Origin of the sequence: Undibacterium sp. Rencai35W, from assembly GCF_049340185.1 — a bacterium.
GTDB lineage: Bacteria > Pseudomonadota > Gammaproteobacteria > Burkholderiales > Burkholderiaceae_D > Undibacterium.
Genome location: NZ_JBMPPC010000004.1, coordinates 401,784 through 427,899 on the forward strand (window position 1 = coordinate 401,784; position 26,116 = coordinate 427,899).

Annotated in this window: 19 protein-coding genes; 11 read left to right on the forward strand and 8 right to left on the reverse strand. The window is 50.2% G+C overall.

The annotated features are described in order from the left end of the window. Window positions 1–13 precede the first annotated feature (13 nt). Window positions 14–397, reverse strand: coding sequence for a hypothetical protein (locus ACO0K3_RS11285; RefSeq protein ID WP_422984611.1), 384 nt, complete (start codon window positions 395–397; stop codon window positions 14–16). Window positions 398–625: 228 nt separating this feature from the next. Between ACO0K3_RS11285 and ACO0K3_RS11290 the strand changes: the two genes are divergently transcribed. The 3 genes from ACO0K3_RS11290 to ACO0K3_RS11300 all read left to right on the forward strand — a co-directional run bounded on the left by ACO0K3_RS11290 (window position 626) and on the right by ACO0K3_RS11300 (window position 3,369). Further along, window positions 626–1,111, forward strand: a complete 486-nt coding sequence (locus ACO0K3_RS11290) for a low molecular weight protein-tyrosine-phosphatase (RefSeq protein WP_422984613.1) — start codon at window positions 626–628, stop codon at window positions 1,109–1,111. 250 nt (window positions 1,112–1,361) lie between these two features. Then, window positions 1,362–2,012, forward strand: a complete 651-nt coding sequence (locus tag ACO0K3_RS11295) for a PEP-CTERM sorting domain-containing protein (protein WP_422984615.1) — start codon at window positions 1,362–1,364, stop codon at window positions 2,010–2,012. Between the two features lie 1,147 nt (window positions 2,013–3,159). Next, entirely contained in the window at window positions 3,160–3,369 is a 210-nt protein-coding gene (locus ACO0K3_RS11300) for a hypothetical protein (protein WP_422984617.1), read from the forward strand. Between the two features lie 35 nt (window positions 3,370–3,404). Here the strand turns inward: ACO0K3_RS11300 and ACO0K3_RS11305 are convergent, their stop codons facing one another. Continuing rightward, the gene (locus ACO0K3_RS11305; protein WP_422984619.1) at window positions 3,405–3,953 is read right to left on the reverse strand and encodes a GNAT family N-acetyltransferase; all 549 of its coding nucleotides are present in this window, start codon (window positions 3,951–3,953) and stop codon (window positions 3,405–3,407) included. Window positions 3,954–4,237: 284 nt separating this feature from the next. Between ACO0K3_RS11305 and ACO0K3_RS11310 the strand changes: the two genes are divergently transcribed. Continuing rightward, entirely contained in the window at window positions 4,238–5,428 is a 1,191-nt protein-coding gene (locus tag ACO0K3_RS11310) for an efflux RND transporter periplasmic adaptor subunit (protein WP_422984621.1), read from the forward strand. A 2-nt stretch (window positions 5,429–5,430) separates the two neighbouring features. Continuing rightward, entirely contained in the window at window positions 5,431–8,676 is a 3,246-nt protein-coding gene (locus tag ACO0K3_RS11315; RefSeq protein WP_422984623.1) for an efflux RND transporter permease subunit, read from the forward strand. A 442-nt stretch (window positions 8,677–9,118) separates the two neighbouring features. Here the strand turns inward: ACO0K3_RS11315 and ACO0K3_RS11320 are convergent, their stop codons facing one another. The 5 genes from ACO0K3_RS11320 to ACO0K3_RS11340 form a co-directional block, all read right to left on the reverse strand. Next, window positions 9,119–11,224 carry a M13 family metallopeptidase gene (locus ACO0K3_RS11320; protein ID WP_422984625.1) on the reverse strand — a complete coding sequence of 702 codons (2,106 nt, stop codon included), beginning with the start codon at window positions 11,222–11,224 and terminating at the stop codon, window positions 9,119–9,121. Between the two features lie 58 nt (window positions 11,225–11,282). Then, window positions 11,283–12,902 carry a M28 family peptidase gene (locus ACO0K3_RS11325; RefSeq protein ID WP_422984627.1) on the reverse strand — a complete coding sequence of 540 codons (1,620 nt, stop codon included), beginning with the start codon at window positions 12,900–12,902 and terminating at the stop codon, window positions 11,283–11,285. A gap of 101 nt (window positions 12,903–13,003) precedes the next feature. Beyond that, window positions 13,004–13,246, reverse strand: a complete 243-nt coding sequence (locus ACO0K3_RS11330; RefSeq protein WP_422984629.1) for a hypothetical protein — start codon at window positions 13,244–13,246, stop codon at window positions 13,004–13,006. Between the two features lie 149 nt (window positions 13,247–13,395). Next, the gene (locus tag ACO0K3_RS11335; protein WP_422984631.1) at window positions 13,396–15,075 is read right to left on the reverse strand and encodes a M20/M25/M40 family metallo-hydrolase; all 1,680 of its coding nucleotides are present in this window, start codon (window positions 15,073–15,075) and stop codon (window positions 13,396–13,398) included. Window positions 15,076–15,557: 482 nt separating this feature from the next. Then, window positions 15,558–15,974: a cupin domain-containing protein gene (locus ACO0K3_RS11340; RefSeq protein WP_422984633.1), complete on the reverse strand. Its 417-nt coding sequence runs from the start codon at window positions 15,972–15,974 to the stop codon at window positions 15,558–15,560. A gap of 301 nt (window positions 15,975–16,275) precedes the next feature. Here ACO0K3_RS11340 and ACO0K3_RS11345 point away from each other — a divergent pair, with 301 nt between their 5' ends. The 6 genes from ACO0K3_RS11345 to pgm all read left to right on the forward strand — a co-directional run bounded on the left by ACO0K3_RS11345 (window position 16,276) and on the right by pgm (window position 23,292). Further along, on the forward strand, window positions 16,276–16,929 hold the full coding sequence (locus tag ACO0K3_RS11345) for a BON domain-containing protein (RefSeq protein ID WP_422984635.1): 654 nt from the start codon (window positions 16,276–16,278) through the stop codon (window positions 16,927–16,929). Between the two features lie 84 nt (window positions 16,930–17,013). Then, window positions 17,014–17,517 (forward strand): DUF1269 domain-containing protein, encoded by a 504-nt coding sequence (locus ACO0K3_RS11350; RefSeq protein ID WP_422984637.1) that lies wholly within the window; start codon window positions 17,014–17,016, stop codon window positions 17,515–17,517. 109 nt (window positions 17,518–17,626) lie between these two features. Then, window positions 17,627–18,724 carry a phosphogluconate dehydrogenase (NAD(+)-dependent, decarboxylating) gene (gene gnd, locus ACO0K3_RS11355; protein WP_422984855.1) on the forward strand — a complete coding sequence of 366 codons (1,098 nt, stop codon included), beginning with the start codon at window positions 17,627–17,629 and terminating at the stop codon, window positions 18,722–18,724. Beyond that, the gene (locus ACO0K3_RS11360; protein ID WP_422984639.1) at window positions 18,708–19,382 is read left to right on the forward strand and encodes an HAD family hydrolase; all 675 of its coding nucleotides are present in this window, start codon (window positions 18,708–18,710) and stop codon (window positions 19,380–19,382) included. Before gnd ends, ACO0K3_RS11360 begins: the two co-directional genes overlap by 17 nt. Window positions 19,383–19,492: 110 nt before the next feature. After that, on the forward strand, window positions 19,493–21,646 hold the full coding sequence (gene tkt, locus ACO0K3_RS11365) for a transketolase (RefSeq protein WP_422984641.1): 2,154 nt from the start codon (window positions 19,493–19,495) through the stop codon (window positions 21,644–21,646). After that, entirely contained in the window at window positions 21,643–23,292 is a 1,650-nt protein-coding gene (gene pgm, locus ACO0K3_RS11370; protein ID WP_422984643.1) for a phosphoglucomutase (alpha-D-glucose-1,6-bisphosphate-dependent), read from the forward strand. The genes tkt and pgm overlap by 4 nt, the downstream gene beginning before the upstream one ends. A gap of 20 nt (window positions 23,293–23,312) precedes the next feature. Here pgm and ACO0K3_RS11375 read toward each other — a convergent pair whose 3' ends face one another. Further along, the gene (locus tag ACO0K3_RS11375; protein ID WP_422984645.1) at window positions 23,313–25,688 is read right to left on the reverse strand and encodes a phosphoketolase family protein; all 2,376 of its coding nucleotides are present in this window, start codon (window positions 25,686–25,688) and stop codon (window positions 23,313–23,315) included. Window positions 25,689–26,116: the final 428 nt, after the last annotated feature.

A 26,116-nucleotide genomic window follows, 5' to 3' on the forward strand; every position in this document is an offset into this window, starting at 1 on the left:
AGGGCAAGATGAATTATTTCACTGATGCGGCTTTTACTGCATCTGCTTTTGGCTCCGCTTTAGCTGCTTTCGTTGCCTTAGCATGTTTCACATGTTTCGCTTTTTTCTCAGTAACAGGTGTCGCTGTCGTAGCAGGTTTTGTTTCTGTTTTCGTTTCAACTTTAGCCTCTGGCTTAGCATCCGCAATCGGAGCAATCGCTGTTGGCATCGATGTTTTTGTACCAGCGACTGTGGTCGTCGCTGATGCTTTTACTGCACTGGCTGCCGGTGCCGCCTGCGCTACTAAGTTTGTAGCAGCTGGCGCAACTGTTTTAGCCGGTGTAGCTGGAGTTTGTGCGAACGCTGTACCCATGGCGAAGGTAGCAGCAACGAGGGAGGCGGCGATCAGCTTGTTCATGATTAATCCTGTTCTATATTTAGTTTGTGTTACGTAGTTAATCTACGTATGCCAAGAACGCGCTCCGATGACGATGTGTTGACAAAGAATGTGTTGCGAATTGTTACGTCGCATTTGTATTAGATATTTCGCTGCATCTACGTGACATACCAAACTGCGAGTATCAACCTACAATATCAATATAAAACTACATTCCAAATTCTCATTAACAAACATAGTTATACGATCATGAACTCTGAAAAAAAACTGGCGATACTTTTTGTCTGCATGGGAAACATCTGCCGTTCGCCAACGGCCGAGGGTGTATTTCGCGCGCGCTCCGACGCAGCAGGTTTAGGTCATCAATTACAGCTCGATTCCGCCGGCACGCATGCGTATCATATTGGTGAACAACCAGATCTGCGATCTCAGCAATTCGCGATGAAACGCGGGATCGACTTATCCAGTCAACGAGCGCGTAAAGTCGTTGCAGATGACTTCGACAAATTCGATTTAATCATCGCGATGGATAAACATAATCTCGCCGTGCTAGAAAAAATCTGCCCCGCGGCATATCAACACAAACTCAGTTTGATGATGAGCTATGCCACTCACAATGATGCAGACGAAGTACCTGATCCCTACTACGGCGGCGCTCGCGGTTTTGATCAGGTACTGGATTACATCGAAGATGCGTCTGATGGTTTGATTGAGGTGCTAAAAAAACCAAATTAATCATCTGACAGAAATCAGCCCGGCCACCTTTACAAAATCTACGAAGGACGCGTGTACAAGCCGAACCATCTATTTTTTATTTTGAACGTGAAGACAAAGATTCATACTGAAAGCCAAATCTCTGTCGAAATTCTTTACAGCATCTATAAATTTCAGTCATGAAAAATAGATAAGGTATTGTTTTTTATCGATATTTTTTTAAGGCATCTTTATTGCTTTAGATAAATACAAAATTTCTTTAAAGGATATCATGATGAAAAAAATCGTCTCTCAACTAGTTGGTATTTTATTACTTGCGGGAACAGTAATATCAGCATCAGCCACCACTATTCATTCGCTTGGAGATCAAGATCCAACAGCATTTGGATTTCATACTAATAATATTTTTTTTGGAAACGCCAGAGGCTGGCGCTTCACAGCAGGTGCGGCTGATATTGAGGTTACACAACTGGGTATAGCCCCTGTAACTGACGGTAGCTATACTCTGACATTGTGGGATTTTGCAACACATACCGAACTTGCCCAAACAACCTTAGGGTCAGTTTTCGGTGCAGATTGGAATTGGGCAAATCTTGAATCTCCTGTACAACTCCTGGCTGGTCATGATTACCTTGTTATGGGGATTTCAAACACCCCTGGTGCTGCTTATTACTTCAGTAATGCCTTACCATCCTCCTGGTATCCTACCGGCGCTATTCAATATGATGACATGCGTTACTGCAATAACTGTACAGCAGACACCTTCCCTACATCGGCTCTTAATCACTACCAATATGGCTTAGTCGATATTGGGTATGAAGTTGGAGGGGCTGCTAGTAATGTCCCTGAACCAAGTTCGATTGCAATGCTTGGGTTAGGTTTAGCGGCACTGACCTTGATTCGTCGAAAAAAATCTATGTAAAGTAATTTAAAAAAACCGGATTTTTTCCGGTTTTTTTTCGCCATTTCTCTCTATATTTGATATGTATCGCTAATAAATAGCATAGCTAAGTAAAACTCATTATGCACCTTGGCATCGAATTGCCATTAGATTGTCATATTTCGCTCTCAAGATAAAAGTGCATAAGATGCTCAATACCGTTTCAAACAAAATGATCATGCTGGGCAGTCAAGCTATCATTCGCTACTCGTTACATCGTCGAGCTTTACAAAACATTCCCGACAACTTATTTGTATATTGGCAAACGACCTCTCATCAAGGATTTCCTGGCATCCCTGTTGATGCCATTTTTTTGTACGCGCGGCAGAAGGTTTGATGATGTTTTTGGTTCCGTTACAGCGACCAGGCTTTGCGTTGCCGTCAAAAGTAACGACTCGGTATGCCATGCCTAGGAAGCCCTGTCGCCAACAGGTCTGGTCCAATTTTGTCTAAAACATTTCGGACGAATCATCCCGCATGTAGAGGCCATGACCATGGCGGATACAGTGAGTCAGGCTATCGCGGCAACTCTGGTAGCAGCGAGACATAGAGAGCGCTCATTACCAATGAAGCACTACGATACCAGCATTATTCACTCTGGACCGACGCTTAAAAATGCCGGGGGAATTTGGCTATCGGATTAATGCCGGTAAAATCGGTTTTTAGCAACTCAACGAACATGGAAAAACCGAGGGCATAACAAACTACCCTGCGAGCTTTGATCCCGATAATATGTTCGCGGCAGGTTTGGCCAGTGAATCCAGCTACGCCGTACATGGCCGTGCTCAACGGACTAGGGAGGTTATACCTTTTTTAGTATCGAGTCAGATAGTTCATCCTGCGACGGCAGTGATGCAGGTGGCTACTCTGGTCGCAGTAGCTACGGTAGCAGCTGAAGAAAAAGTAGCTAATCAATTAAAAATCCAAACCGCTGTATTTATGCGGCTTCTGGCGCGATATTGGCTTGAGAGGCTTATCTTGCTTAGGCATTACAAAATGAAATCTCTTCTATCCTTTTCTTTACAGCACAGGGGCGCAGCTTAGAGTAGCATCGCCTGTTAATCGTCAATGATGAGAGCCTTGCCAGTATATGGAAGAAGCACAATTACACTCGCTGTTAGAAGCACTTATGCCAACACCGGCTTATCTCGCCGGTGCGATCTTATTCGGCATTATTGGTTTTGCCGCCTACCGGTATGGGAAAAAGACTGAGCGCAGCAAAGCCAAATGGACGGGTATCGCTCTGATGTTTTATCCCTACCTGACCGGCAGCGATACCCGCTTACTCTATGCAGTTGGCGCCGCTTTATGCGCGGTGCTGTATTTCTATCGCGACTGATCTGGTCTGCGGCTTTAGCTTGCCTTGCCTGCTGTTCAGGTCAGGATTTTTTCCATTTCTTCGAATTGCAGATTTTCAACCAGCATCATTTCTTTGCCGTTATCAGAGGGAAAAGGCTTGAAACGGCCAGTACGTGCATAGCCTCTGCGTTCATAGTAGGCAATCAACTCTTGCCGGACGCTGATCACGGTCATCCAGATTTTGTCTATACCCCAGCGTTGCTGTGCTCTAGCCTCAGCAATCTGCATAAACTGCTTGCCAATGCCATTGCCTTGCAAAGTCGGCTGCACGACGAACATTCCCAGATAAGCGGCACCATCGGTTTTTTGTAAATGGACACAGCCGATCGTGATCCCATTCTGCACACACAGCAAGATAAAAGACGCCTCGGCCAGAATCAGCTCACGAACCTCGGCTGCATATATTCTGGCACCCTGTAACAGATCCGCTTCGGTCGTCCACCCCTGGCGACTGCTATCACCGCGATAAGCACTGTTGACCAGCACTGCGATCTGCTCGGCATCACTGATCACCGCATCACGGAACTGGATGTCATCCTGGGAAAACGGAATATCTAGACTCATAGCTGCTCGATTATTTTTTGTAAAACCACAGGATAGTACAAGAGCGGGTATCTCACCAAGAGCTGATCCGATCCGGGATTTCATAGGAAGCATCGCGAGTCTGAGGTCGGAACGCATCTTTTCAAGAGCCTGGCTTTGCATTTCATGTCGCCAAAACCGCATTTCATCCCACAAAAACTGCAATTCGAAACTTATGCGGTTGAAGCTAGTCTGATACAGGCCGATACTGCGCCATCTGGTTAAGCTAACCCATTTCCCCTCATTCACCTGCACAGGGATTCATCATGTTACGTAAAACACTACTCGTCCTCGCCATTGCGTCTGCCCTGGCCGCCTGCAGTAAAGAAAATAAAGATGCCGACAAAGCGAGTGCCAGCACCGCTGCAAGCGGAACTGCCAGCGCCAGCGCAACGGGAGACAAAAAATCTGCGACACCGATCGCCAAACTGACCATTGCACCAGAAGACGTCATGACCGTGCAAAGCAATGCGCTGGCATCAGGGCCGGTCATTACCGGATCAGTCCAGCCGGAGCGCAAAGCTGATCTGCGCGCGGAAGTTTCTGCCGTCGTATTACAGGTCCTGAAAGAAAACGGCGACGTAGTAAAACGAGGCGATATTCTGGTCAAGATCGATGAAACATCGATCCGCGACAATCTCAGCTCCGCTGAGGACAATGCCCGCAATGCCGCCTCCGCACTAGATCAGGCAGATCGCGCTCTGCAAAGGCTCAAGACCTTACGTGCGTCCGGCATGACTTCAATGCAGGCACTCGATGATGCCGAGGTTCGCCGTAACAGCGCACAGAGCGAGCTATCGGCGTCCAAAGCGCGCGCCGTTGTGGCACGTCAGCAATTGCAACGCACAGTGGTACGCGCTCCATTTGACGGCGTCGTCAGCGAACGCAAGGTATCTGCCGGAGATACCGCCTCTATCGGCAAAGAGCTGGTGAAAGTGATTGATCCGACCAGTATGCGTTTTGCAGGCCGGGTTTCGACAGACAAAATTGCGATGGTCAAGGTCGGTCAGCCTGTCAGCTTCCGCATCAATGGCTACGCAGGACAAGAATTCCGCGGCAAGGTCACTCGCGTTGATCCCGCAGCGAATGACGTGACACGTCAGGTCGAGGTGCTGGTCAGTTTTGCTGACGCTAACCAGCCACGCGTCTCTGGCCTGTATGCCGAAGGAAATATCGAAGCCGCAACTGTCAGCGCTCTGATGGTACCAGAAGCCGCCTTAGTCAAGGCAGGTGACAAATCCTATGCATGGAAGGTCAATGGCAAAACCCTGAGCCGTGTCGATCTGCAAATCGGCAAACGCGATCAGCGCACCGGCAATTATGAAATCCGTAGCGGTCTGACCGCTGGCGACATCATCATGCGCAGCCCTAGCTCCAGCTTTAAGGATGGACAGACCATAGAAATGGCTGCCGCTAAAGTCACACTCGCCGCCGCCACTTCAGCGCAAGGGAAATAATCATGTTCTTATCCGATTTCAGTATTAAAAGGCCGACCGCGACCATCGTCCTGATCGTCGCCCTGATGGCGCTGGGACTGCTGGCACTGACCAAATTGCGCGTCAACCAGAATCCCGATGTGGAAGTACCAGGCTTGTCCGTCATCATCGCTTATCCCGGCGCATCGCCAGACACCGTCGAACGCGAAATCATCAACCGTATCGAGAAATCTCTGCAAAGCGTCTCCGGCGCAACTGAAGTCTATGCCAGCGCCAGTGAAGGTACGGCACAATTTGACGTGATGTTTTCGTTCAAGAAAAACATGATCGAAGCAACAGATGAAGTACGCAATGTCATCTCCAGCGTGCGCTACAAGTTGCCGAGCGAGATGCGTGAACCCATCATCCAGCGCTGGGATCCGTCCGCGCAGCCAATCATTAATATGGCACTGTCATCGGGCAAGCAAACGCATGCAGAGATTTCGCGTCTGGCAGAGGACAAACTCGCCGACCGCTTGCGCGGCATCAGCGGCGTTGCCACGGTCATCGTCAACGGCTCATTGAAACGCGAATTATCCGTCTTGTTACGTGCAGAAAAATTACGCGAGTTCAATGTCTCCGTCAGCGACGTAGTCGGCGCATTGCGCGCACAAAATACCAATGCACCGGTCGGTAAAGTACGCGGCACGCTGGATGAAGAAAGCATACGTCTGGTGGGCCGGATCGAGTCGCCGGAAGAATTTCAGGGTATCGTCGTCAAACGCAACGGTGATCAGATTGTGCGCTTGGCACAAGTAGCGACCATTGAAGATGGCTTTGCCGATGTGAACGGCTTAAGTATCCGCAGCGGTAAACCGAATGTCGGGATTCAGATTACACGTTCCCGCGATGCCAGCACAGTCAGCGTCGCCAAGTCAGTACGCGAGGCGGTGAAAGAGATCAACAAGGATCTGGAAAAAGAACAACTTGGTACGAAGCTCGAAATTACTCGTGACGGCGGTAAGGACGCGCAGAATAGCCTGAACAACGTCATCGAATCCCTGATTCTCGGCGCAGGTTTAACGATTTTTGTGGTGTATGCGTTCCTGAATTCCTGGCGCTCTACTTTGATTACGGCACTGAGTTTGCCGACTTCCGTGATCGCTGCCTTCATCGCCGTCTGGCTATGCGGTTTTACGCTGAACTTTATGACTTTGCTGGGCTTATCACTCGCAATTGGCGTGCTGATCGATGACGCGATTGTCGTCAGGGAAAACATCGTACGTCATATGCAACGTGGCTCTGACCGTCGCACGGCAGCGCTTGAAGGGACAGCAGAAATAGGTCTGGCGGTAGCAGCAACCACCTTCTCTATCATTGCTGTCTTTATTCCGGTCGCGTTTATGCCAGGTATGCCCGGTGAATGGTTCCGCCCTTTCGCACTGACGGTGACTTGCTCTGTGCTGGTCAGTCTAGGAATTTCATTCACGCTCGATCCTATGTTATCCGCTTACTGGGGTGATCCTGCCGATCATCACACCGCGCCGAAAAAAGGTATCAGTAAAGTTCTCGCCCGTTTCAATGACTGGTTTGATCATCAGTCAGACCGCTACGGTCATGTGATTGCATGGGCCTTACATCATCGCCGCTGGATGGGCGCGATTGCCCTGATCAGTCTGATCGGTGCGCTGGGATTGCAAGTAAAGTGGGGCGGTACCAGCTTCTTGCCAACGGCAGACTCGGGCAACCTGATGATCGAGGTACGCACTCCGGCGTCGTCTTCACTGGAATATGCTCGCCTGAAAATGGAACGTGCTGCTGCGATTGCCCGCACACTGCCAGAGACCAAGGATACCAATAGCAACATCAATCCTGCCGGTGGCCGTATCTATGTCGATATCGGCAAGCGGACCGAGCGCAAACGTACCGCCAAAGAAATCGCCGTCGAATTACGCGAAAAAGTAAGGACACTGGTCGGTGCAGAATATGTCGTTCTTGACGATCTGAATAACGGTGCACGTAAGCCGGTCCAGATTGATTTCACCGGTCCTGATTCGCGCAAGTTATTAGAAATCACCAGTGCCTACATGGATAAATTAAGGCAAGTACCGGGAGCTGTGGACATCGGTTTGTCTGAACAAGATCCAAAAAAAGAACTGAAGATCGAACTCAACCGCGGCCTCGCCAATTCTATGGGTATTTCGTCCAATGATGCAGCACAGGCTTTGCGGGTTGCTTTCGCCGGTATTGAAGTCGGTGACTGGGTCGACCCTACCGGTGAAACCCGTGACGTTGCTGTACGTCTGCATCCGGATGACCGGGTCAGTAAAGAAAACATCGAACGCTTACCGATCGCTGTGACAGGTACCAACCAAATGATCCCGCTCGACCAGATTGCCACCATCAGTATGGGCAAGGGACCATCCGGTATTGAGCATGCCAACGGCAAGCGTACGATTACTGTCTCCGCAAACGCACAGGGTCGCTCCAACGGCGAAGTCATTGAAGACGCAATGAAGCTAGCTAAATCCTTTAACTACCCGCCAGGTTATGGCTTGTCACTGGGTGGTTCAGGTCAGGATCAGGAGGAAGTATTCGGCGCCATGCTAATTGCACTGTTGTCTGGTATCGGCTTGATGTACCTGATTTTGGTTATTCAGTTCGGCTCTTTTACTGCACCTCTGGGCGTCATGCTGTCCCTGCCTTTGTCGTTAATCGGCGTGGTACTGGCGCTGCTGGTAACAGGCAGTACACTGAACCTGATGAGCTTCATCGGCATCATCATGCTGATGGGGCTGGTTGCGAAAAATGCGATTCTGTTACTCGATGCAGCACGTAAGAATGAATCTGAAGGGATGAACCGTGAAGATGCGTTAATGCAGGCAGGCCGTGTACGTTTGCGCCCTATCCTGATGACAACCTTTGCGCTGATTGCCGGCATGATGCCTGTTGCTTTAGGCCTCGGCGAAGGCGGCGAATTCTACCGTCCGCTAGCTATCGCGATTATCGGTGGCACGATCACCTCAACAATTCTGACGCTGCTGATCGTACCCACTTTTTACGACAGCATCGAGATCGCCCGCGACCGTATGATGATCAAGATGCGTGCACGGATGGAACGCTACAACGCTGTATTAGGGTTCACAATGACCATACTGGAAGCGCTGTTCACACTGACATTCTTGCGCCTGATCTACCGTAGCCTGAAAAAATTAGTATCGCTGCTGAAGGGTCGTCGTCGCAAACTAACACAGCCGATCCCAGATACGATGAGGGCTGATCACGTATAGATTTTCCTCCCTGTGCTGGGGCTGGATCATGTGACCAAACTCAGCATTTTTTAGCCTGCGTAGTACACACTATGCAGGCTTTTTTATTACCAGAAAAAATTGAGTAATTGAGTAATTGAGTAATTGAGTAATTGAGTAATTGAGTAATTGAGTAATTGAGTAATTGAGTAATTGAGTAATTGAGTAATTGAGTAATTGAGTAATTGAGTAATTGAGTAATTGAGTTCAGGATTTTTATTAAAAACAGTCCTCAGGACAAACAAAACATCGAAACAAAAAAGTGCCGAATCAGAACAACTGACTCAGCACTTTTTCACAATCAACGGGCTGCCACAACATAGGCACAGAAGGTATATTAAACAGCATACAAACAGCTGGTATAAACCCTTGCAAATCCACTTGGGTTAGGTAGTAACAGCACAAATTAAAACAAACAAATCAACTACCAGACCCGCACACGGTCTTTCGGTGCCAGATACTGTTTTTGTCCCGGCTGCACATTGAATGCCGGATACCAAGCATCGAGATTTCTGACCGTTAACAAGCGGAATTGTTCGGGTGCATGCTCGTTGGTGACGATAATACTGCGTAGCGTTTCATCACGCATTTTGCCGCGGTAGGTCCTGGCGAAGGACAGAAAAAATTCCTGGTCTGTTTCTTTAGTAACGACTTGTCCTTTTTGTTTCATCGCACTGCGATAGGCGTCAAAAGCAGCCATCAGACCGGCAAGATCAGCAATATTTTCACCCAAGGTTTGCTGCCCGTTGACCGCCAGGTCAGGAAAAGGTTTGTATGCGGAGAATTGCGCTACTAGTGCTTTGGAGGATTGATTAAAGTGCGCCAGATCAGACTTGCTCCACCAGTTACGTAGCTCCCCTTTTGAATCGAACATCGCACCGGAATTGTCAAAACTATGGCTAATTTCGTGACCGATTGTTGCACCGATGGCGCCATAATTCGCGGCATCACTAGCTTGTAAATCAAAGTTCGGTGACTGCAAAAATGCCGCAGGAAAGTTGATGGCATTTTGTAGCGGCATATTCACGGCATTGACCAATTGCGGATTCATACACCACTCAATGACATCAACCGGTTTGCCGAGTTTTGCTAAAGCCTCCTGATAAAAAAACGCACTGGCTCTTTCCGTGTTGCCAAAGGCATCGGCTGTACTGACTTGTAAGCCGCTGTAGTCACGCCATTTATCCGGGTATCCAACACCGACGTAGGTATGTTTAATTTTTTCCAGCGCCTCTGCTTTGGTCTTTGGCGACATCCAGGTCAATGCGGTTACACGCTCACTAAATGCATCCAGTAAATTCGTGACCATGGAACGGATCCGTTGCTTTGCCTCGGCAGAAAAATTTTGTTCCACATAGAGTTTGCCCACCTCTTCGCCTAATGCGTAATTCGTCGCATCCACTGCATCACGCCAGCGCGGCAAAGGTTTTTTCGCTCCGGTGAATGCACTGCGCAGAGCAAATTGCTGGTCCGAAAATGCTTGCGGTAATACACCAGTCCGCTGATTGATAGCATGAAAACGCAGGTACTCTTTCCAGGTATCCAGTGGCGTGTTCGCGACTAGCGCTGCACTGCCTTTCAGTGCGCCCGGATGCCAGATGATGAAAGATGATTGCGCTTGCAATCCGGCGGCAGAAAAATAGGCGCTCCAGTCAAGTCCGCGTGCTTTTTTCGCAAAATCAGCCTGACTCCAGGTGTTATCCGCCTTCAGCACATCTGAGGTTGCTTCACGTGTTGCATGACTTTGAGCGATTCTAGTTTCCAGAGCAAAAATACGCTTCGCCGCATTGTCAGGATCGGGAGTATTCGCGAGTTTCAGGATCGCGGCAATATGAGCGAGGTACTTGCTTCGTAACTCCACCATTTTGGAATTTTTAGAGACATAGTATTCACGATCCGACAGACCCAGACCGCCTTGCAACAGGTAAGCGGTATACGTCGTGTGATCATGAAATCCCTGCGACACCCAGAGACCAAATAAATTCTCAGTATGCACATGCGTTGCATTGATCGGATCGACATCGGCTCGCAAGTGTTGCCCCAGATACGTTGCGAGTGCCGTCTTATCAGTCAAAGCCGCAATATGATCAAGCTGACTTTGTAACGGTGATAAACCGAGCTGATTGATATGCTCCATATTTAGATAGGCCTGATAAAAATCACCAATCTTGCGTGCAGCAGTGCCGGGTGCTGCCTTGGTGGTTGCTTCGATCAATTTAGCAACCTTGATATCCGTGTCTTCGATCAAGGTATCAAATACACCTACGCTCATTTTATCGTCCGGGATTGTCGCTGTTTTTTCCCAGTTACCGTTCACGTAGCGGTTGAAATCCTCACCCGGCAATATCGATTTATCCATCCCAGCGTCAATCGTCGCACTCGTACTGGCTGTACTATTTAACACGATAGACTTGGCATCATTTGCATGCGCTTGCGCTGTAATGGATGCATAGAGAGGCAGTGCGAGCACCATGTGTAGACAGGCGAGTGCCAATGGCTTGAGGTGCAATTGAGTATTATTGAATGTCATCGTATTTTTCCGTTCATGTAAATATGTTCTTGTGGATTACTCACTATCCTCACTATCGCTATTGCCGGGACTTAGCAAACGGGTCGTCTTTTTTCCAGAGCGGCATCGTCGCTGCATTGGCAATTTCTCGTCCCAGATTTAAGGTAAATTGCGCCTGCTGCACCATGCCGGATAAATCCCAGGTGGGATCATATTCATCAGTCACCTGGTGATAACGTTTGCCGTAAGCACGAGCTTTTTCTGTAGACGCTTGCGGGTCATATAAATAGTCACGACCACTCCCGATCGAAAAAGCCGGGACACCCGCTTTGGCAAAATTAAAATGATCACTGCGGAAATAACCGCCGGCCGTATCAATTCTGGCCGGCGCGATTTGTATCGACATCTCTTTGGCAACTTTCGTCGCGATTGTCACCAGCTCGGTTCGCTCGCTGCCCTGAGCGCTGATATCTCGGGTAGGCCCGACAAAATTCAATGTATCGAGATTCAGGTTCGCCGCTGTTTTTGCCAGCGGCCAGAGCGGATTCGCTGCATATGCGGCACTACCCAGCAAGCCCTGCTCTTCGGCAGCGACCCACAAAAACATCTGGCTACGTCTGGCAGGTTTTGCCACGCTCGCCTTTGCCATAGCCAATAATGCCGCAGTGCCAGAACCGTTATCAATCGCGCCGTTATAAATCACATCGCCGCTGCCCTCTTGTTTGCCGAGGTGATCCCAGTGTGCACTGTAAATTACGAGTTCATTTTTTAACACCGGGTCAGTGCCAGGGACGATGCCTGCCACGTTAAATTGTACTAACTGGCGAACGGTCGATTTTGCCTCGCCCCTGACGAATGCGGGTAAAACGACAGGGACGAAATCAGGACGTTCAGCCGCTGCACGCAGGCTATCCAGATCCTTGCCAGTTACCGCAAATAGCGTACGCGCCGAGGTCTCGGTGATCCAGCCTTGCAGACCGGTGCCGCCTTCGCTTGATGCTAGTTGAAAGTGTTCGCTCACGCCTCCGTTTTTTACGACGGACCAGCCGTAGCCTGCCGAGGCATCTGTGTGTATCAGCAAGACACCGGCGGCACCGCGCCGCTTGGCTTCTTCATATTTGTAAGTCCAGCGTCCGTAATAAGTCAGTGCCTTACCACCAAAGCGCTCCGGCTGTTCGGCGGTGGGTTGCGGATCATTGACCATCATCACCAGGATCTTGTCTTTGACATCTACCCCTTTGTAATCGTCCCATTGTTCTTCCGGTGCCGTAATGCCATAGCCGACAAAAACCAACGGATGATCAAATTGCCGCTGCGCCTTGCCATCTCCCGCGTTCCAGATCCAGTCATCACCAAAGGTCAGATTGAGTGATCGGCCATTGACGTTGATATGCAATGTGCTCAGCAATGGCTGTGCCTTGACCCCGGCGATCTTGACTGCCTGCTTAAAATCCTTGCCATTCGCGGCTTGCAGCCCGAGCGCCATTGCCTGAGTCTCAAGGTATGCGACAGTCAGATCGCCGCCGCGCTGCCCTGTGCCACGACCTTCAAACAGATCAGAAGATAACAAGGCCAGATGCGCCCGCAATGGCGCCTCTTCGACCAGTGGATTGGCAGTCTCTGCATGTGCAGGCAAACCCGCAGCGAGCAAGCAACTGAAAGCGACAGTGTTAAGGACAGAAAAAGTGCGTTTTTTCATGGATGTATGATGAATCTATAGGGAACGGTTAAGGCGACGCTTTGCTGAGATTTGATGGGATGACATTCATCAGATACAGATCGTTGATTCAGATGACGTATTTAATCAAAGTCAGTCCTGGCAATACCATCCACAATGTGAATATGATCGAGTCGTACCGTCGTTACGCCGTCCAGCGACAGCCAATCGGCACCGGATTGTGCAAAGACATCGGTAATTACCGATTCCGCGGTGTGCAGACTGCCATCATCTGTTCGGTAGTGGACAACGATGCGTTTTCGTCTGGTCGCGAGAGATTCCAATACATCATGGAATTCACAATTGACTGGCTGGTAATTACTCATCGATTTCGTCCTTTCAAAAATGAACCAAGTCCTGTCGTGCAATACGCTTTGACAGGACTTGCGCCTTAGTTACTAAGATTACTTGCTAAACTTACTGACTAAACCGGCTTTATCTAATCACTACACGGACTTACTCAAGATCGCGTCAACTACGATTTAGCGGCCTCTTTCGCGACTTCTTTGTCTGATTCTTTAGCAGTGTCTTTCCCGGTATCCTTAGGCGGATCGTGCGGCATAGGCTTGCGTGGCAATAAATCATTGCGGTTCGCTGTATGCGCGACGAAGCTTGCCATAATCAGAGATGCCTGCATCAGGTCACCCTTCTGGACTTTATCGTAGACATCCATATTTGTATGATGCGTCCGTGTCATATAGTCCATCTCATCCTGGATAAACTGAAATCCCGGCACCCCCACCGCATCGAAACTCACGTGATCCGTGCTGCCCGTTTTACGTAAGGTCGTGGTAGTCGCACCCAGGTCATGAAACGGCGCTAACCAAGCATCAAAAATCGGTTTGACCGCAGCATTATTTTCGCCATACACACCACGTATCTTGCCACCGCCATTATCAAGATTGAAGTAGGCTGAAATTTTTCCGTGCATCGGTTTAATGCTCAATGGTCCGCTTGGTTTGCGTAAAAAAGAAGGCATCTCTTTTTCTTTAGGATCGGTCGGTTCAGGTCGTGCCGCGATCCACTGGCTGACATAGGCTCGCGATCCCAGCAGCCCTTGTTCTTCACCACCCCATAAAGCGATGCGGATCGTCCGACGTGGCTTGAAGCCGATCGCCTTCAACATCCGCACGGCTTCCATCGCCACTGCGACGCCAGCCGCATTGTCTGTTGCACCGGTTGCGCCATGCCATGAATCAAGATGCCCGCCGAGCATCACAATTTCATCTTTCTTATCGGTGCCCGGAATTTCAGCCAATACGCTGATGGCCGCGGCCGGATCTTCATCAGTAAAACTGACCTTGACATCGACTTCCAGCTCGACATCTTTTTTCTTCTCAACCAGACGATATAGCCGGTTATAACTCTCCGCCATCACGACCAGATTGGCGGGGCCGGTGACGTCATCCTTTTTGTAGGAACCGCCGCCCTGAACAAAGATCGTACCGTCTTCGCCACGCGACCAGTTCAGGGTCGCCAGCACTTTTTCTTCCATCAGGAAGGGCATGAGTTTTTTACGAAATTCTAACTGCTTGACGATCATCGCCAACTCAGCACGCCGCGACGGTGCCGCATCCAGATCGATTTTGACCAGTTCATCCAATTGCTCATCCGTATAGCGAGTCGCATCAGCCTTACTATGTAGTTTGCTCGCCTGCGGTTCATCCAGCATGACGATTGCGCCTGCCAGCTTACCCTTCCATTTCGCCAGATCCTCTTCCGCCGCTAATTTGGCATATACCAGCCTGCCCTTGTGCGCGCCATCGGTACCAGGCGTCCAGGCTTTAGGAATCGCCACGATATCGAGCTTATCCGGTACCACCATACGCAAAGTTGCATGTTCCAAAGCCCAGCTGCGGCCGAACGGTGCAAAGCTCTCGGTATGCACATTCTGCAAACCCCAGTCCGACAGTCGGGTCTTCGCCCAGTCGCCCGCTTTTTTTAATCCTGGCGATCCGGTCAGACGCGGCCCCAGTTCATCGGTGAGCACGCCCAGCGTCTCCATAACCTTAGAGCGGCTCATCTCTTCATCGCGTAATTTCGTGACCAGATCGAGGTCGGCACGCTCCTCCGCAGCCTGAGCTGCATGAGCTACATGAACTGACAAGGTGGAAGCAATCAATAGTGAACCCATTACTACGTATAGCAATCGCATCGGAAAATTCCTTTAAACAGGATAAATAAGATGGTGGGATAAGGCTGCTGAATTTTTATGTTGGTGTTTTATGTTGGTGTTTTATGTTCGATTCTGAGTTTTGATTCTGAGTTTTAATTTTTGCTTTGACTTCTTCAGAACGTATCCTCCGCCAGTGCGATTTGTGATGATTATTCGCTCGCATCTTGGCGTAACGCGATTAGACGCGCCTTATCTGATTTTGTTCCTTGCTTATGAGAAATTTGTTGGAGGTGTCAAGCCGGATCATAATGATCGTGCCGCATTTTAAAAATTACCTCCGCCAACACGCACTGTTCATGCGGCTCTCCAGCCGCTCTGTCCTGAGAGCCGCGGAATGACTGGGCGCTGGGCCTGCCTGTTTTACATTTTGAACTACCGCGTGAAGGTCGCGGTATTCCCGGATGTTCAGCCTGATTGCCTCCCGCTGGTCTGTTGCCACACGGAAGGCGTACTGACGATGCCTATTTCGCCGGTGGGGCGGCAGGGCTTGCCAGCGGCTGACCTTTTTCAACGACGTACACACCGGTCAGCTTGGCTGCTACCGTGCCAGCATTTCTGGCGTTATGAGCGACACCGGCGGGTATCACAAAGCCTTCGCCCGCTTTGACAACGCGGGTAGCCTGACCGGCGACCATCAGTTCGGTCTCGCCCTCATTGACGTAACTAATCTCGTCGCCGGGATGGGTATGCCAGCCAGAAACGCCACCCGGTGCAACCTCAACCCTTGCGATGACAGCTTCCCGCCCGGGCACAGACACGTCGGCCTTGGTGACCAACGTACGGGTCAGACCGGTGCTTTGCGCTGAGACGGCACTGGCGAAACACAAACCCAATGCGGCAAACGCGCTTAGCAAAAGCTGTTTTTTTACTTGATTCATCTTGTCTCCTTGGTTGAAAAAATTCTGTATTGAATGCCGGCTTATCAGCCCGTCTGTCTCTGCGCTTTTTATTCAACAATTTACTGAGTTTTTGCGCATCTGCTTATTGTTGACATTATTGTTGATATTGCTCAAACAATCCTCAATAACTTCATGATCTGACTCTCAATTCTAATCTGTGTCAAGTCGCATCGGCTGATCATGGCAGCCTTCACGGCAAAGCTAAGCGGCATACCGCACAGACCAGCTTGAGTGGCAAGCGCAGGATGATTTTTCCTTCATCCTTACCGGAAAGCTGATCATGAAATCGGATACGCAATTGCAACAAGACATACTCGCAGAGCTCGACTGGGAACCCTCCGTTGATGCCGCGCAAATCGGTGTAGAGGTCAATGACGGCGTAGTAACGCTAGCGGGCCATGTCAGCAGTTTTGCCGAAAAGTGGGATGCAGAGCGCGCAGCGCAGCGTGTCAACGGGGTCAAAGCTCTAGCAGTAGAAATCGATGTCAAGTTACCCGGCGACAGCAAGCGTAATGACAGCGATATCGCCCGAACTGCGGAAAACGCCCTCGACTGGATGACGTATATCCCCAGTGAATCCGTCAAAGTCATGGTGGAAGGTGGCTATATCACACTCAGCGGAGAAGTTGATTGGGAATACCAGCGTGAAGCGGTCACTGGCCGGGTACGCCATCTGATGGGTGTCACGGGTGTCAGTGACCACATCGTTGTCAAACCTAAGGTCTCATTACGCGCTGTAAAGTCCGATATCGAAGCCGCGTTGCGACGTCGCGCCCATGCCGACGCACAGAAAATTGCCGTTGGCGTCAATGGGAGTGAAGTCACCCTCACTGGCACTGTCCAGAGTTGGGCGGAACGGGACCTGGCCAAACATGCGGCCTGGGGAACTCCCGGTGTAAATAAGGTCGTCGACAACATCGCTATCTCTTTCTAAATTTTTCATCATTCGTCCATGCGCCGAAAAATACCTGGCACATGGTGAATGGCATATTGCCTGTCCCCCAGCAAAGGAATAGTTATGTCAAACGATCGCGCACCACTTTATATTTTCAATACCCATGTCGAAGCCGAAGAGGCTATCCAACAACTCGCCCGTTCGGGATTTGATGTCAAAAAATTGTCCTTGGTGGGCAAGGGCTATCACAGCGAAGAACATCCCCTTGGGTTTTATACCATGGGTGATCGAGTCAAGGCCTGGGGCGGAACCGGGGCATTTTGGGGTGGCATCTGGGGACTGCTGATGGCACCAGCGGTGTTCTTCTTACCGGGACTGGGCGTGGTTGCCATGGCGGGTCCCTTCGTCGCTGCGCTGGTCGGTGCGCTTGAAGGTGCTGTGGTGGTAGGCGGTATCTCTGCACTCGGCGCAGCACTCATGGAAGTGGGTGTAACCAAGGATCAGGTCATGAAATATGAAACAGCCTTGAAGGTGGATAAGTATGTCTTGATTGTTCATGGTAATACCGAAGATGCCGCAAAAGCGCATGAAGTGCTTTTGAACTCAAAAGCATGGAAGGACGAATAAGTGACGACAGGGTGTTGAATCCGGCAAAGACATGGCGGGTGATAACTACCGCCCGTCATTTCTCTGTCTCGGTCTGGATCTGATTAAATCTGAAATTAGAAAGTCTTATATGCAAGTCGGCATGATCGGTCTGGGACGAATGGGGAGCAACATGGCATTGCGCCTGATGCAGCATCGCCATACCTGCGTGGTCTATGACATCCATGCAAAGGCTGTAGAAGAACTCGTGCAACAGGGTGCAAGTGGTGCGCAATCATTGACAACCTTGATTGACCAGTTAGTTCAGCCACGAATTATCTGGCTCATGCTACCGTCAGCACTTGTCGAAAACGAGTTAACAGAACTCATGCTCTTACTCGATATCGGCGACATTATCATTGATGGCGGTAACTCCTATTACCGGGACGATATCCGCCGTAGTATTGCGCTGAAATCCCGCGGGATTCACTACGTTGATGTGGGTACCAGCGGGGGAGTATTTGGACTGGAGCGGGGTTATTGCCTGATGATCGGCGGTGAGCGTGGTATCGTGCAGCAGCTGGATCCTATTTTTCTGGCACTGGCGCCCGGCGATCAGGCTGCATCAATATCACACCAGCGTGCACAGCGCGGTGCAACGGGCAATTCTGCTGAACAGGGTTATCTGCATTGCGGTGTCAACGGTGCCGGACACTTTGTCAAAATGGTCCACAACGGCATCGAATACGGTTTGATGGCAGCATATGCCGAGGGTTTTAATATTCTGCGACATGCCAATATCGGCGGCAGAAACCCTGATGAAAGTCACGATATTACCAACCATACCTTGAGCGACCCCAAAAGCGCTGAGGTTACACCGCTCCGTAACCCTGAGTTCTACCAATACGATTTCAATTTGCCCGACATTGCGGAGGTCTGGCGACGAGGCAGTGTCATCGGATCCTGGCTACTCGATCTGACCGCTGAAGCACTGCACACAGATCCGGCGTTGTCCAGTTATGGCGGTATCGTGTCAGATTCAGGCGAGGGGCGCTGGGCGGTCATGGCCGCTATTGAGGAAGCAATTCCTACTCCAGTTTTAAGTGCTGCGCTATACGAACGGTTTAGTTCGCGTGGCGAGGCAGACTTTGCGAACCGCGTACTGTCGGCTATGCGACATCAGTTTGGCGGTCATCAGGAAGCACCAAAAAATCCACCGAACGAGGCCGCTCATGGCACTTCCTCCTAAGCTGGTTTTTTTATTGGATGTAGATAATACCTTGCTTGACAACGACCGCCTGCGCTCTGACCTGATGTGCCATCTCGCACAAGAGTTTGGCATAGAAAATCAAGATCGCTATCGCACGATACTGGAAGACTTGCGTGAAGAATTAGGCTATGTCGACTATCTGGGAGCAATGCAACGATATCGGCTGACAGATCAAACCAATCCTCACCTATATCAGATGGCAGATTTTTTACTGGATTATCCATTGATGGACTTAGTCTATCCCGGTGCCTTTGCGCTGATCGAGCATCTTGGACAATGGGGTACCACCGTCATACTCACAGACGGCGATGTGATATTTCAACCGCATAAAATCAAGCACTCAGGCTTATGGCAAGCCGTTGATGGCCGTGTTCTGATCTATATCCATAAAGAGCAGATGCTGGAGGCGATCAGCACACAATATCCCGCAGATCATTATGTGATGGTCGATGACAAGTTACGCATATTAACGGCAATGAAGGCGGGCTGGCAGGAACGGGTAACAACGGTTTTTCCCAAGCAAGGACATTACGCTCTGGATCCCAAAAATCAGGAAAGATACAACCCGCCCGATATCACGATAGAGCATATTGCCGATCTGATCAGACATGATTTTTCTTCACTGACTGACTTATGACTGGGGCAAAAAAGTACCGCAAATTTCTGTCCCGATATTTAGTCAAGCTCAACCGCACTCAAGTGCAACCTGGCTCGATCTGATTCAGAAAAACTACCATAAGGACTGACATGCAAGATGCACCTGAGCTCGATCAACTTTGCATTAATACGCTAAGAACCTTATCGATGGATGCCGTTCAAAAAGCCCGGTCGGGCCATCCTGGCACACCAATGGGAGCGGCACCGACCGTATATTGTTTGTGGCAAGAATTTTTACGTTACGATCCGGCCGACGCAAGCTGGCCCAACCGGGACCGGTTTGTGTTATCTGCGGGTCATGCCTGTGCCTTGTTATATAGCCTGATTTATCTCAGCGGGATCAAGGCGCAGGGCTATGCCTATCCCGCAGGTGATCATCTGGCGGTGACTCTGGATGATTTAATGAATTTTCGTCAGGCGGGTAGTCATTGCACGGGCCATCCTGAGCATGGCTGGACTACCGGCGTGGAGACAACGACCGGCCCGTTAGGGCAGGGACTTGCGACCAGCGTTGGTATGGCGATGGCAGAACGGTGGCTAGCAGCAACCTATAACCGCCCTGAACTACCCTTATTTGATCACAACGTCTATGCGCTCTGTGGCGATGGTGACATGATGGAAGGCGTCAGCAGCGAAGCAGCCTCTTTGGCCGGGCATTTGCAACTATCTCATTTGTGCTGGATCTATGACAGCAACCACATAAGTATTGAAGGTTCAACTGAGTTGAGCTTTACTGAAAACGTAGCCGCACGCTTTATCGCTTATGGCTGGCACGTAATTTGTGTCGATGACGTCAACGATACGATGTCGTTACGCACTGCGTATCAAGAGTTCCTGGATACTGACCATAAGCCGACACTCATTATTACGCATAGTCACATCGGTTATGGCGCGCCGCATAAGCAAGATACCCGGGAGGCGCATGGCGAACCACTTGGCGAGGGAGAACTGCGTCTGGCAAAACAATTTTATGGCTGCAATCCGGATAAACATTTCGATGTGCCCAGAGGCGTGGTTGCTCACTTTGCTGCGCAATTCGGCAAACGGGGTAACCAAGCGCATGCAATATGGACAAACCTTTTCAACAGCTACCAGCAGCAATATCCAGATTTAGCAAACCAGATTCATCAAATGCAAGAACGCACTCTACCCGACGGGTGGGATGAGGGCATCACCGCATTCCCGGCCGATGCGAAGGGTTTATCTACCCGAGATGCGTCGGGCAAAGTACTGAATCAAATTGCCCGGTACGTACCATGGTTGCTGGGTGGTGCGGCCGATTTAGCGCCTTCTACAAAGACAGAATTACAATTCGACTTCGCCGGCGACTTTCAGGCACCGTCCTCCGAACCAGCAGAAGAATCAGCAGCGTCAAATAACTATCGAGGCCGTAACATTCACTTTGGTGTCAGGGAGCATGCGATGGTGGCGATCGGGAACGGCTTGAGCCTGTCCAGATTGCGCCCTTACGTTGCGAGTTTTCTGGTGTTCTCTGACTATTGTCGTGCAGCGCTCAGGCTAAGTGCAATGATGGAATTGCCACTCATTGCAATTTTTACCCATGACTCGATCAGCATGGGCGAAGACGGCCCGACCCACCAGCCAGTAGAACATCTGGCATCGTTGCGCGCCATGCCTGGCATGCTGGTACTACGTCCAGCTGACGCGAATGAAGTCATTGAAGCCTGGCGTGTCATCATGCAATCCAAAAACAAGGCTACCTGCCTGATTCTGAGCAGGCAAACACTGCCCGTCCTTGATCGCACGATCTATGCGAGTGCCGCTGGTGTTGCACGCGGCGCGTACATACTCGCTGGCTCAGAAGATATACCCGACGTGATTTTGCTCGCAACAGGCAGCGAAATTGCTCTTTGCGTTACGGCTTATGAGCAGTTGTGTGCGGAAGGAATCAAAGCCCGTATAGTCAGCATGCCGAGCTGGGAATTATTTGAGTCGCAGGACGCTGCATACCGTGATCAAATTTTGCCACCACTCATTTTGGCGCGTGTCTCGGTCGAACAAGCGTCCATGTTCGGCTGGGAACGTTATACGGGTTCTTATGGCAGTATGCTCGGCATGCATAGCTTTGGTCTGTCTGCTCCTGGCGCAGTAGTAAGTCATTTTTTCGGTTTCGAAGCGAGCCATATTGTTACCGCCGCAAAAATGCAAATAGCACGGCACCTGGCATCGGCGATCATACCGGCTCCGCTAACAGTTCAGACGACGCAGGCGACTACACCATGACGGCTATCAGCCCGCTCGCTGGCAAACTGGCTCCGCCGGAAATGCTGCTGGATATTGCCAGTCTGATGGCGGCCTATTACAGCGAGATGCCTGATCCCTTAAACCCGGCACAAAGCATTCAGTTTGGCACCTCGGGGCATCGCGGTACATCACTTGATAAGAGCTTTAACGAATCGCATATCCTGGCGATTACTCAGGCAATATGCCAGTATCGGCAACGCCGCTGGATTGATGGTCCTCTTTATCTCGGTATCGATACACATGCTTTATCACAAGCTGCATACACCAGTGTTTTAGAGGTACTGGCGGCAAACGGCATCGATGTCATGGTCGCAGGGAATGGCGCATTCACGCCGACCCCTGCAGTATCGCTGGCGATCCTCAATTACAATCGTGGCAAAGAACGAGGATTAGCGGACGGCATCATCATCACGCCCTCACATAATCCGCCGGAATATGGCGGCATCAAGTACAACACTCCAAACGGCGGGCCAGCAGATACCGAGGTGACGCAATGGATAGAACAACGCGCGAACGCCTACCTGCAATCGAGTTTAAGTGGTGTGCAGCGTGTCCCATTTGAAACCGCCTTGCGAGCAAAGACGACTCACTGTTATGACTTTATGTCAGCTTATGTGAATGAGCTGATTACGGTCATTGATATGGAGAGTATCCGTAGCGCACACCTGCATATTGGCGTCGATCCGCTAGGCGGGGCGGGAGTCGCCTACTGGCCTGCGATTGCAGAGCGCTACAAGCTGGATATTACGGTCGTCAACCCGTCGGTGGATGCGAGTTTTCGCTTTGTCCCGGTCGATAGCGACGGTAAAATCCGCATGGACCCGTCCTCTCCTTTTGCCATGCAGGTACTGGCGAGTCGTCGCAATGATTTCGATATCGCCGTCGCCTGCGACCCTGATCATGACCGGCATGGCATCGTGACACGCAGCGTCGGCCTGATGCCGCCGAATCACTATCTGTGTGTCATGATCGACTATCTGTTTCAACACCGTCCCTATTGGAAAAAATCTGCTGGTATTGGCAAAACGATCGTGTCCAGCGATATGATCCGCCGGATCGCCGCAGAGCTAGGACAGCCAGTGCTGGATATGCCTACAGGGTTTAAATGGTTCTCACCGGGCCTCATGCAGGGGACGCTCAGTTTTGCCGGGGAAGAAAGTGCAGGTGCCAGCTTTTCCAGACGTGACGGTTCAGTCTGGACCACAGACAAGGATGGCATCACGGCGGCATTACTAGCCGCGGAAATCACTGCACAGACCGGGCATGATCCTGGCTTTCATTACCGCAACCTGAGCCATCGTTATGGTGACCCGGTGGAAACACGTCTTCAGGTGAACGCGACCAGTGCAGAGAAAGCGAAAATCAGCAGGATTACATCAGCGCAAATTACATCGGCAGAACTGGCAGGTGAGTCTATCCTCAGCATCCTGACACGGGCGCCGGGCAATGAGGCTGCAATCAGTGGAGTGAAGGTCATTACCGAGCATGGCTGGTTTGCGGCAAGACCATCGGGAACAGAAGATCTCTATAAAATTTATGCAGAGAGTTTTCGCGGGGAAGAACATCTGGAGCGCATTCTGGAGGATGCGCAACAGATAGTCGATCAGGCACTAAAAAGTTCCTGATTTCTGGCGCTACTTACTATTTACAAGGTCCATGTCCAGTCCCGGATCTCAGGCATGTCTTCCCCATGTTCGCAGATATATCTCTCGTGTTCCGCCAGTTTTTCCTGAATAAAGCGATGCGTCGCAGACAAATCGCGGTTCATTGAAGATATGCGCTCAAGCGCAGCTCCCATCAGATGAAAACGGTCTAAGTCGTTGAGTACCACCATATCAAATGGCGTCGTCGTCGTACCCTCTTCCTTGAACCCGCGTACATGCAGATTCTGATGATTGGTACGACGGTAGGTCAGTCTGTGTATCAGGGTGGGGTAGCCATGGTAAGCAAAGATAATGGGCTTGTCTTTCGTAAACAAGGCATCAAATTCAACGTCACTTAATCCATGCGGATGTTCACTTTCCGGCTGTAGTTTCATCAGATCGACGACATTCACCACTCGTATTTTTAACTCTGGATGATGTTCACGCAGTAACTGCACTGCGGCCAAAGTCTCTAAGGTTGGCACATCACCGGCACAAGCCATCACCAGATCTGGCTCTGCACCGGCGTCATTACTCGCCCAATCCCAGACGCCAATGCCCGCATTACAGTGAGTAATCGCCGCATCCATCGTGAGCCATTGCGCTTCAGGCTGTTTGCCCGCGACGATCACGTTCACGTAGTTGCGGCTACGCAGACAATGATCCGTAACTGACAATAATGTATTCGCATCTGGTGGTAAATACACACGGATCACCTCGGCTTTTTTATTGATGACATGGTCAATAAAACCAGGATCCTGGTGACTGGCACCGTTATGATCCTGGCGCCAGACATGGGAGGAAAGAAGATAATTCAGAGAAGCGACGGGCGCACGCCAGGGAATGCGATTTGCTGCCTTGAGCCATTTAGCGTGCTGGTTAAACATCGAATCGATAATATGGATGAATGCTTCGTAACACGAAAAAAATCCATGGCGTCCGCTCAGCAGGTAGCCTTCCAGCCAGCCTTCACATTGATGTTCACTGAGTACTTCCATCACCCTGCCATCAGGTGCTATATGGTCATCAATGGCAATATGTTCTGCCGTTGAGCAGCGATTCGTCACTTCAAATACAGCTCCCCAGCGGTTCGATGAGGTTTCGTCAGGACTGAATACACGAAAGTTGTGCGGGTTTCGAGCGATGATGTCGCGGATAAACTGAGCCTGTACACCAGTTGACTCAATACTCACCGCTCCCGGACGCGGCACCGTCACAGCATAATCACGATAGTCCGGCATAACCAGATCCTGCAATAACAAGCCTCCGTTTGCGTGAGGATTCGCGCCCATACGACGCGACCCGCTCGGTGCCAGCGCAGCCAGATCAGCACGTAATTTACCGTGCTGATCAAATAGTTCCTGAGGCCGGTAACTTTGCATCCATGCCTCTAAGATGTCTACATGTCCAGGACGGCTCATGTCGCCCATCGGCACTTGATGCGAGCGAAATGTGCCTTCGACAGGCTTACCGTCAACAAATTTTGGTCCTGTCCAACCTTTAGGTGAACGCAGAATAATCATCGGCCAGGAAGGTCGTTGCCTGAATCCATGTTGGCGGGCGTCGGTCTGGATAGACTTGATCTCGTCGGCGATATGATCGAGGATCGCCGCCATCTTTTGATGCATGTCGGCAGGATCGTCTCCCTCCACAAAATACGGCGTATAGCCATAGCCACGGAATAAGGCGTCAAGCTCATCGTGTGGAATTCTCGCCAAAATTGTAGGGCCGGCAATTTTATAACCATTCAAATGCAGAATCGGGAGTACCGCGCCGTCACAGACAGGATTTAGAAATTTATTCGAATGCCAGCTCGTCGCCAGCGGTCCTGTCTCCGCTTCGCCATCACCCACCACACAGGCCACTAACAAATCAGGGTTATCAAATGCGGCACCGAAGGCATGGGACAAAGAGTAGCCCAGCTCCCCGCCCTCATGCACAGACCCAGGCGTCTCAGGGGCGACGTGACTGGGTATGCCGCCCGGGAAAGAAAATTGTTTGAAGAGGCGCTTCATCCCCTCTTCATCTTGCGTAATTTCCGGATAGACCTCGCTATAGGTGCCCTCCAGGTAGGTATTTGCTACTAGACCCGGACCTCCATGCCCGGGGCCGGTTACATACAAAATATTCAGATCACGCTCTTTGATCAGGCGATTCAGGTGAACATAAATAAAGTTCAATCCCGGCGTTGTTCCCCAGTGACCAAGCAATCTTGGTTTAATGTGTTCCAGAGTTAACGGCTGCTTCAGGAGAGGATTATCGTAGAGATAAATCTGACCTGCTGACAAGTAGTTTGCAGCTTGCCAGTAGGCGTGCATTTTAACCAGCAGACCGGGTGCCAGACTGACCTCGCTGAGTGGGATCGTATGATGTTTCATCAGAATAATTCCTTCAATGAAGAATGACGCCGTTGATCAACAACGACTCGCGCCTGACAAAGGATAATCACTAGTGCGTGTTCACTCTGTTCGATGCCGTACGCTTTTTGTAAGTCTATTTTGTAGATAGTAAGGCATCGATCAAGACTGTCACCAACCTCGCTTATGCTGCAGGCATGACGCATATCAAAGTACGGCTAAATAGTATTGAACAGTGCGACAAAATCATCTGGAAGCCGGCGTTTAAGTAGTGATTAATAGAGATGAAACGGAAGAAATGCTCATTCATTTGTCCATATCCCTGATTACCATCACTAAGCAATGTAGCTAAGCAATACAGCTAAGAATCCCCACCAGAGAAGTCTGTTCAGGTGTGGTGAATTAATTGCTTTAATTTTAACATTCTGGTAATTTATCATTTTGCATTT

Coding starts and splice junctions, on each gene's coding strand:
- ACO0K3_RS11335 (WP_422984631.1), bottom strand. CDS start 15,075: ATGCGATTGCTATACGTAGTAATGGGTTCACTATTGATTGCTTCCACC.
- ACO0K3_RS11340 (WP_422984633.1), bottom strand. CDS start 15,974: ATGAATCAAGTAAAAAAACAGCTTTTGCTAAGCGCGTTTGCCGCATTG.
- pgm (WP_422984643.1), top strand. CDS start 21,643: ATGACGGCTATCAGCCCGCTCGCTGGCAAACTGGCTCCGCCGGAAATG.
- ACO0K3_RS11320 (WP_422984625.1), bottom strand. CDS start 11,224: ATGACATTCAATAATACTCAATTGCACCTCAAGCCATTGGCACTCGCC.
- ACO0K3_RS11295 (WP_422984615.1), top strand. CDS start 1,362: ATGATGAAAAAAATCGTCTCTCAACTAGTTGGTATTTTATTACTTGCG.
- ACO0K3_RS11375 (WP_422984645.1), bottom strand. CDS start 25,688: ATGAAACATCATACGATCCCACTCAGCGAGGTCAGTCTGGCACCCGGT.
- ACO0K3_RS11310 (WP_422984621.1), top strand. CDS start 4,238: ATGTTACGTAAAACACTACTCGTCCTCGCCATTGCGTCTGCCCTGGCC.
- ACO0K3_RS11350 (WP_422984637.1), top strand. CDS start 17,014: ATGTCAAACGATCGCGCACCACTTTATATTTTCAATACCCATGTCGAA.
- ACO0K3_RS11360 (WP_422984639.1), top strand. CDS start 18,708: ATGGCACTTCCTCCTAAGCTGGTTTTTTTATTGGATGTAGATAATACC.
- gnd (WP_422984855.1), top strand. CDS start 17,627: ATGCAAGTCGGCATGATCGGTCTGGGACGAATGGGGAGCAACATGGCA.
- ACO0K3_RS11290 (WP_422984613.1), top strand. CDS start 626: ATGAACTCTGAAAAAAAACTGGCGATACTTTTTGTCTGCATGGGAAAC.
- ACO0K3_RS11325 (WP_422984627.1), bottom strand. CDS start 12,902: ATGAAAAAACGCACTTTTTCTGTCCTTAACACTGTCGCTTTCAGTTGC.
- ACO0K3_RS11345 (WP_422984635.1), top strand. CDS start 16,276: ATGAAATCGGATACGCAATTGCAACAAGACATACTCGCAGAGCTCGAC.
- ACO0K3_RS11315 (WP_422984623.1), top strand. CDS start 5,431: ATGTTCTTATCCGATTTCAGTATTAAAAGGCCGACCGCGACCATCGTC.
- ACO0K3_RS11305 (WP_422984619.1), bottom strand. CDS start 3,953: ATGAGTCTAGATATTCCGTTTTCCCAGGATGACATCCAGTTCCGTGAT.
- ACO0K3_RS11300 (WP_422984617.1), top strand. CDS start 3,160: ATGCCAACACCGGCTTATCTCGCCGGTGCGATCTTATTCGGCATTATT.
- tkt (WP_422984641.1), top strand. CDS start 19,493: ATGCAAGATGCACCTGAGCTCGATCAACTTTGCATTAATACGCTAAGA.
- ACO0K3_RS11285 (WP_422984611.1), bottom strand. CDS start 397: ATGAACAAGCTGATCGCCGCCTCCCTCGTTGCTGCTACCTTCGCCATG.
- ACO0K3_RS11330 (WP_422984629.1), bottom strand. CDS start 13,246: ATGAGTAATTACCAGCCAGTCAATTGTGAATTCCATGATGTATTGGAA.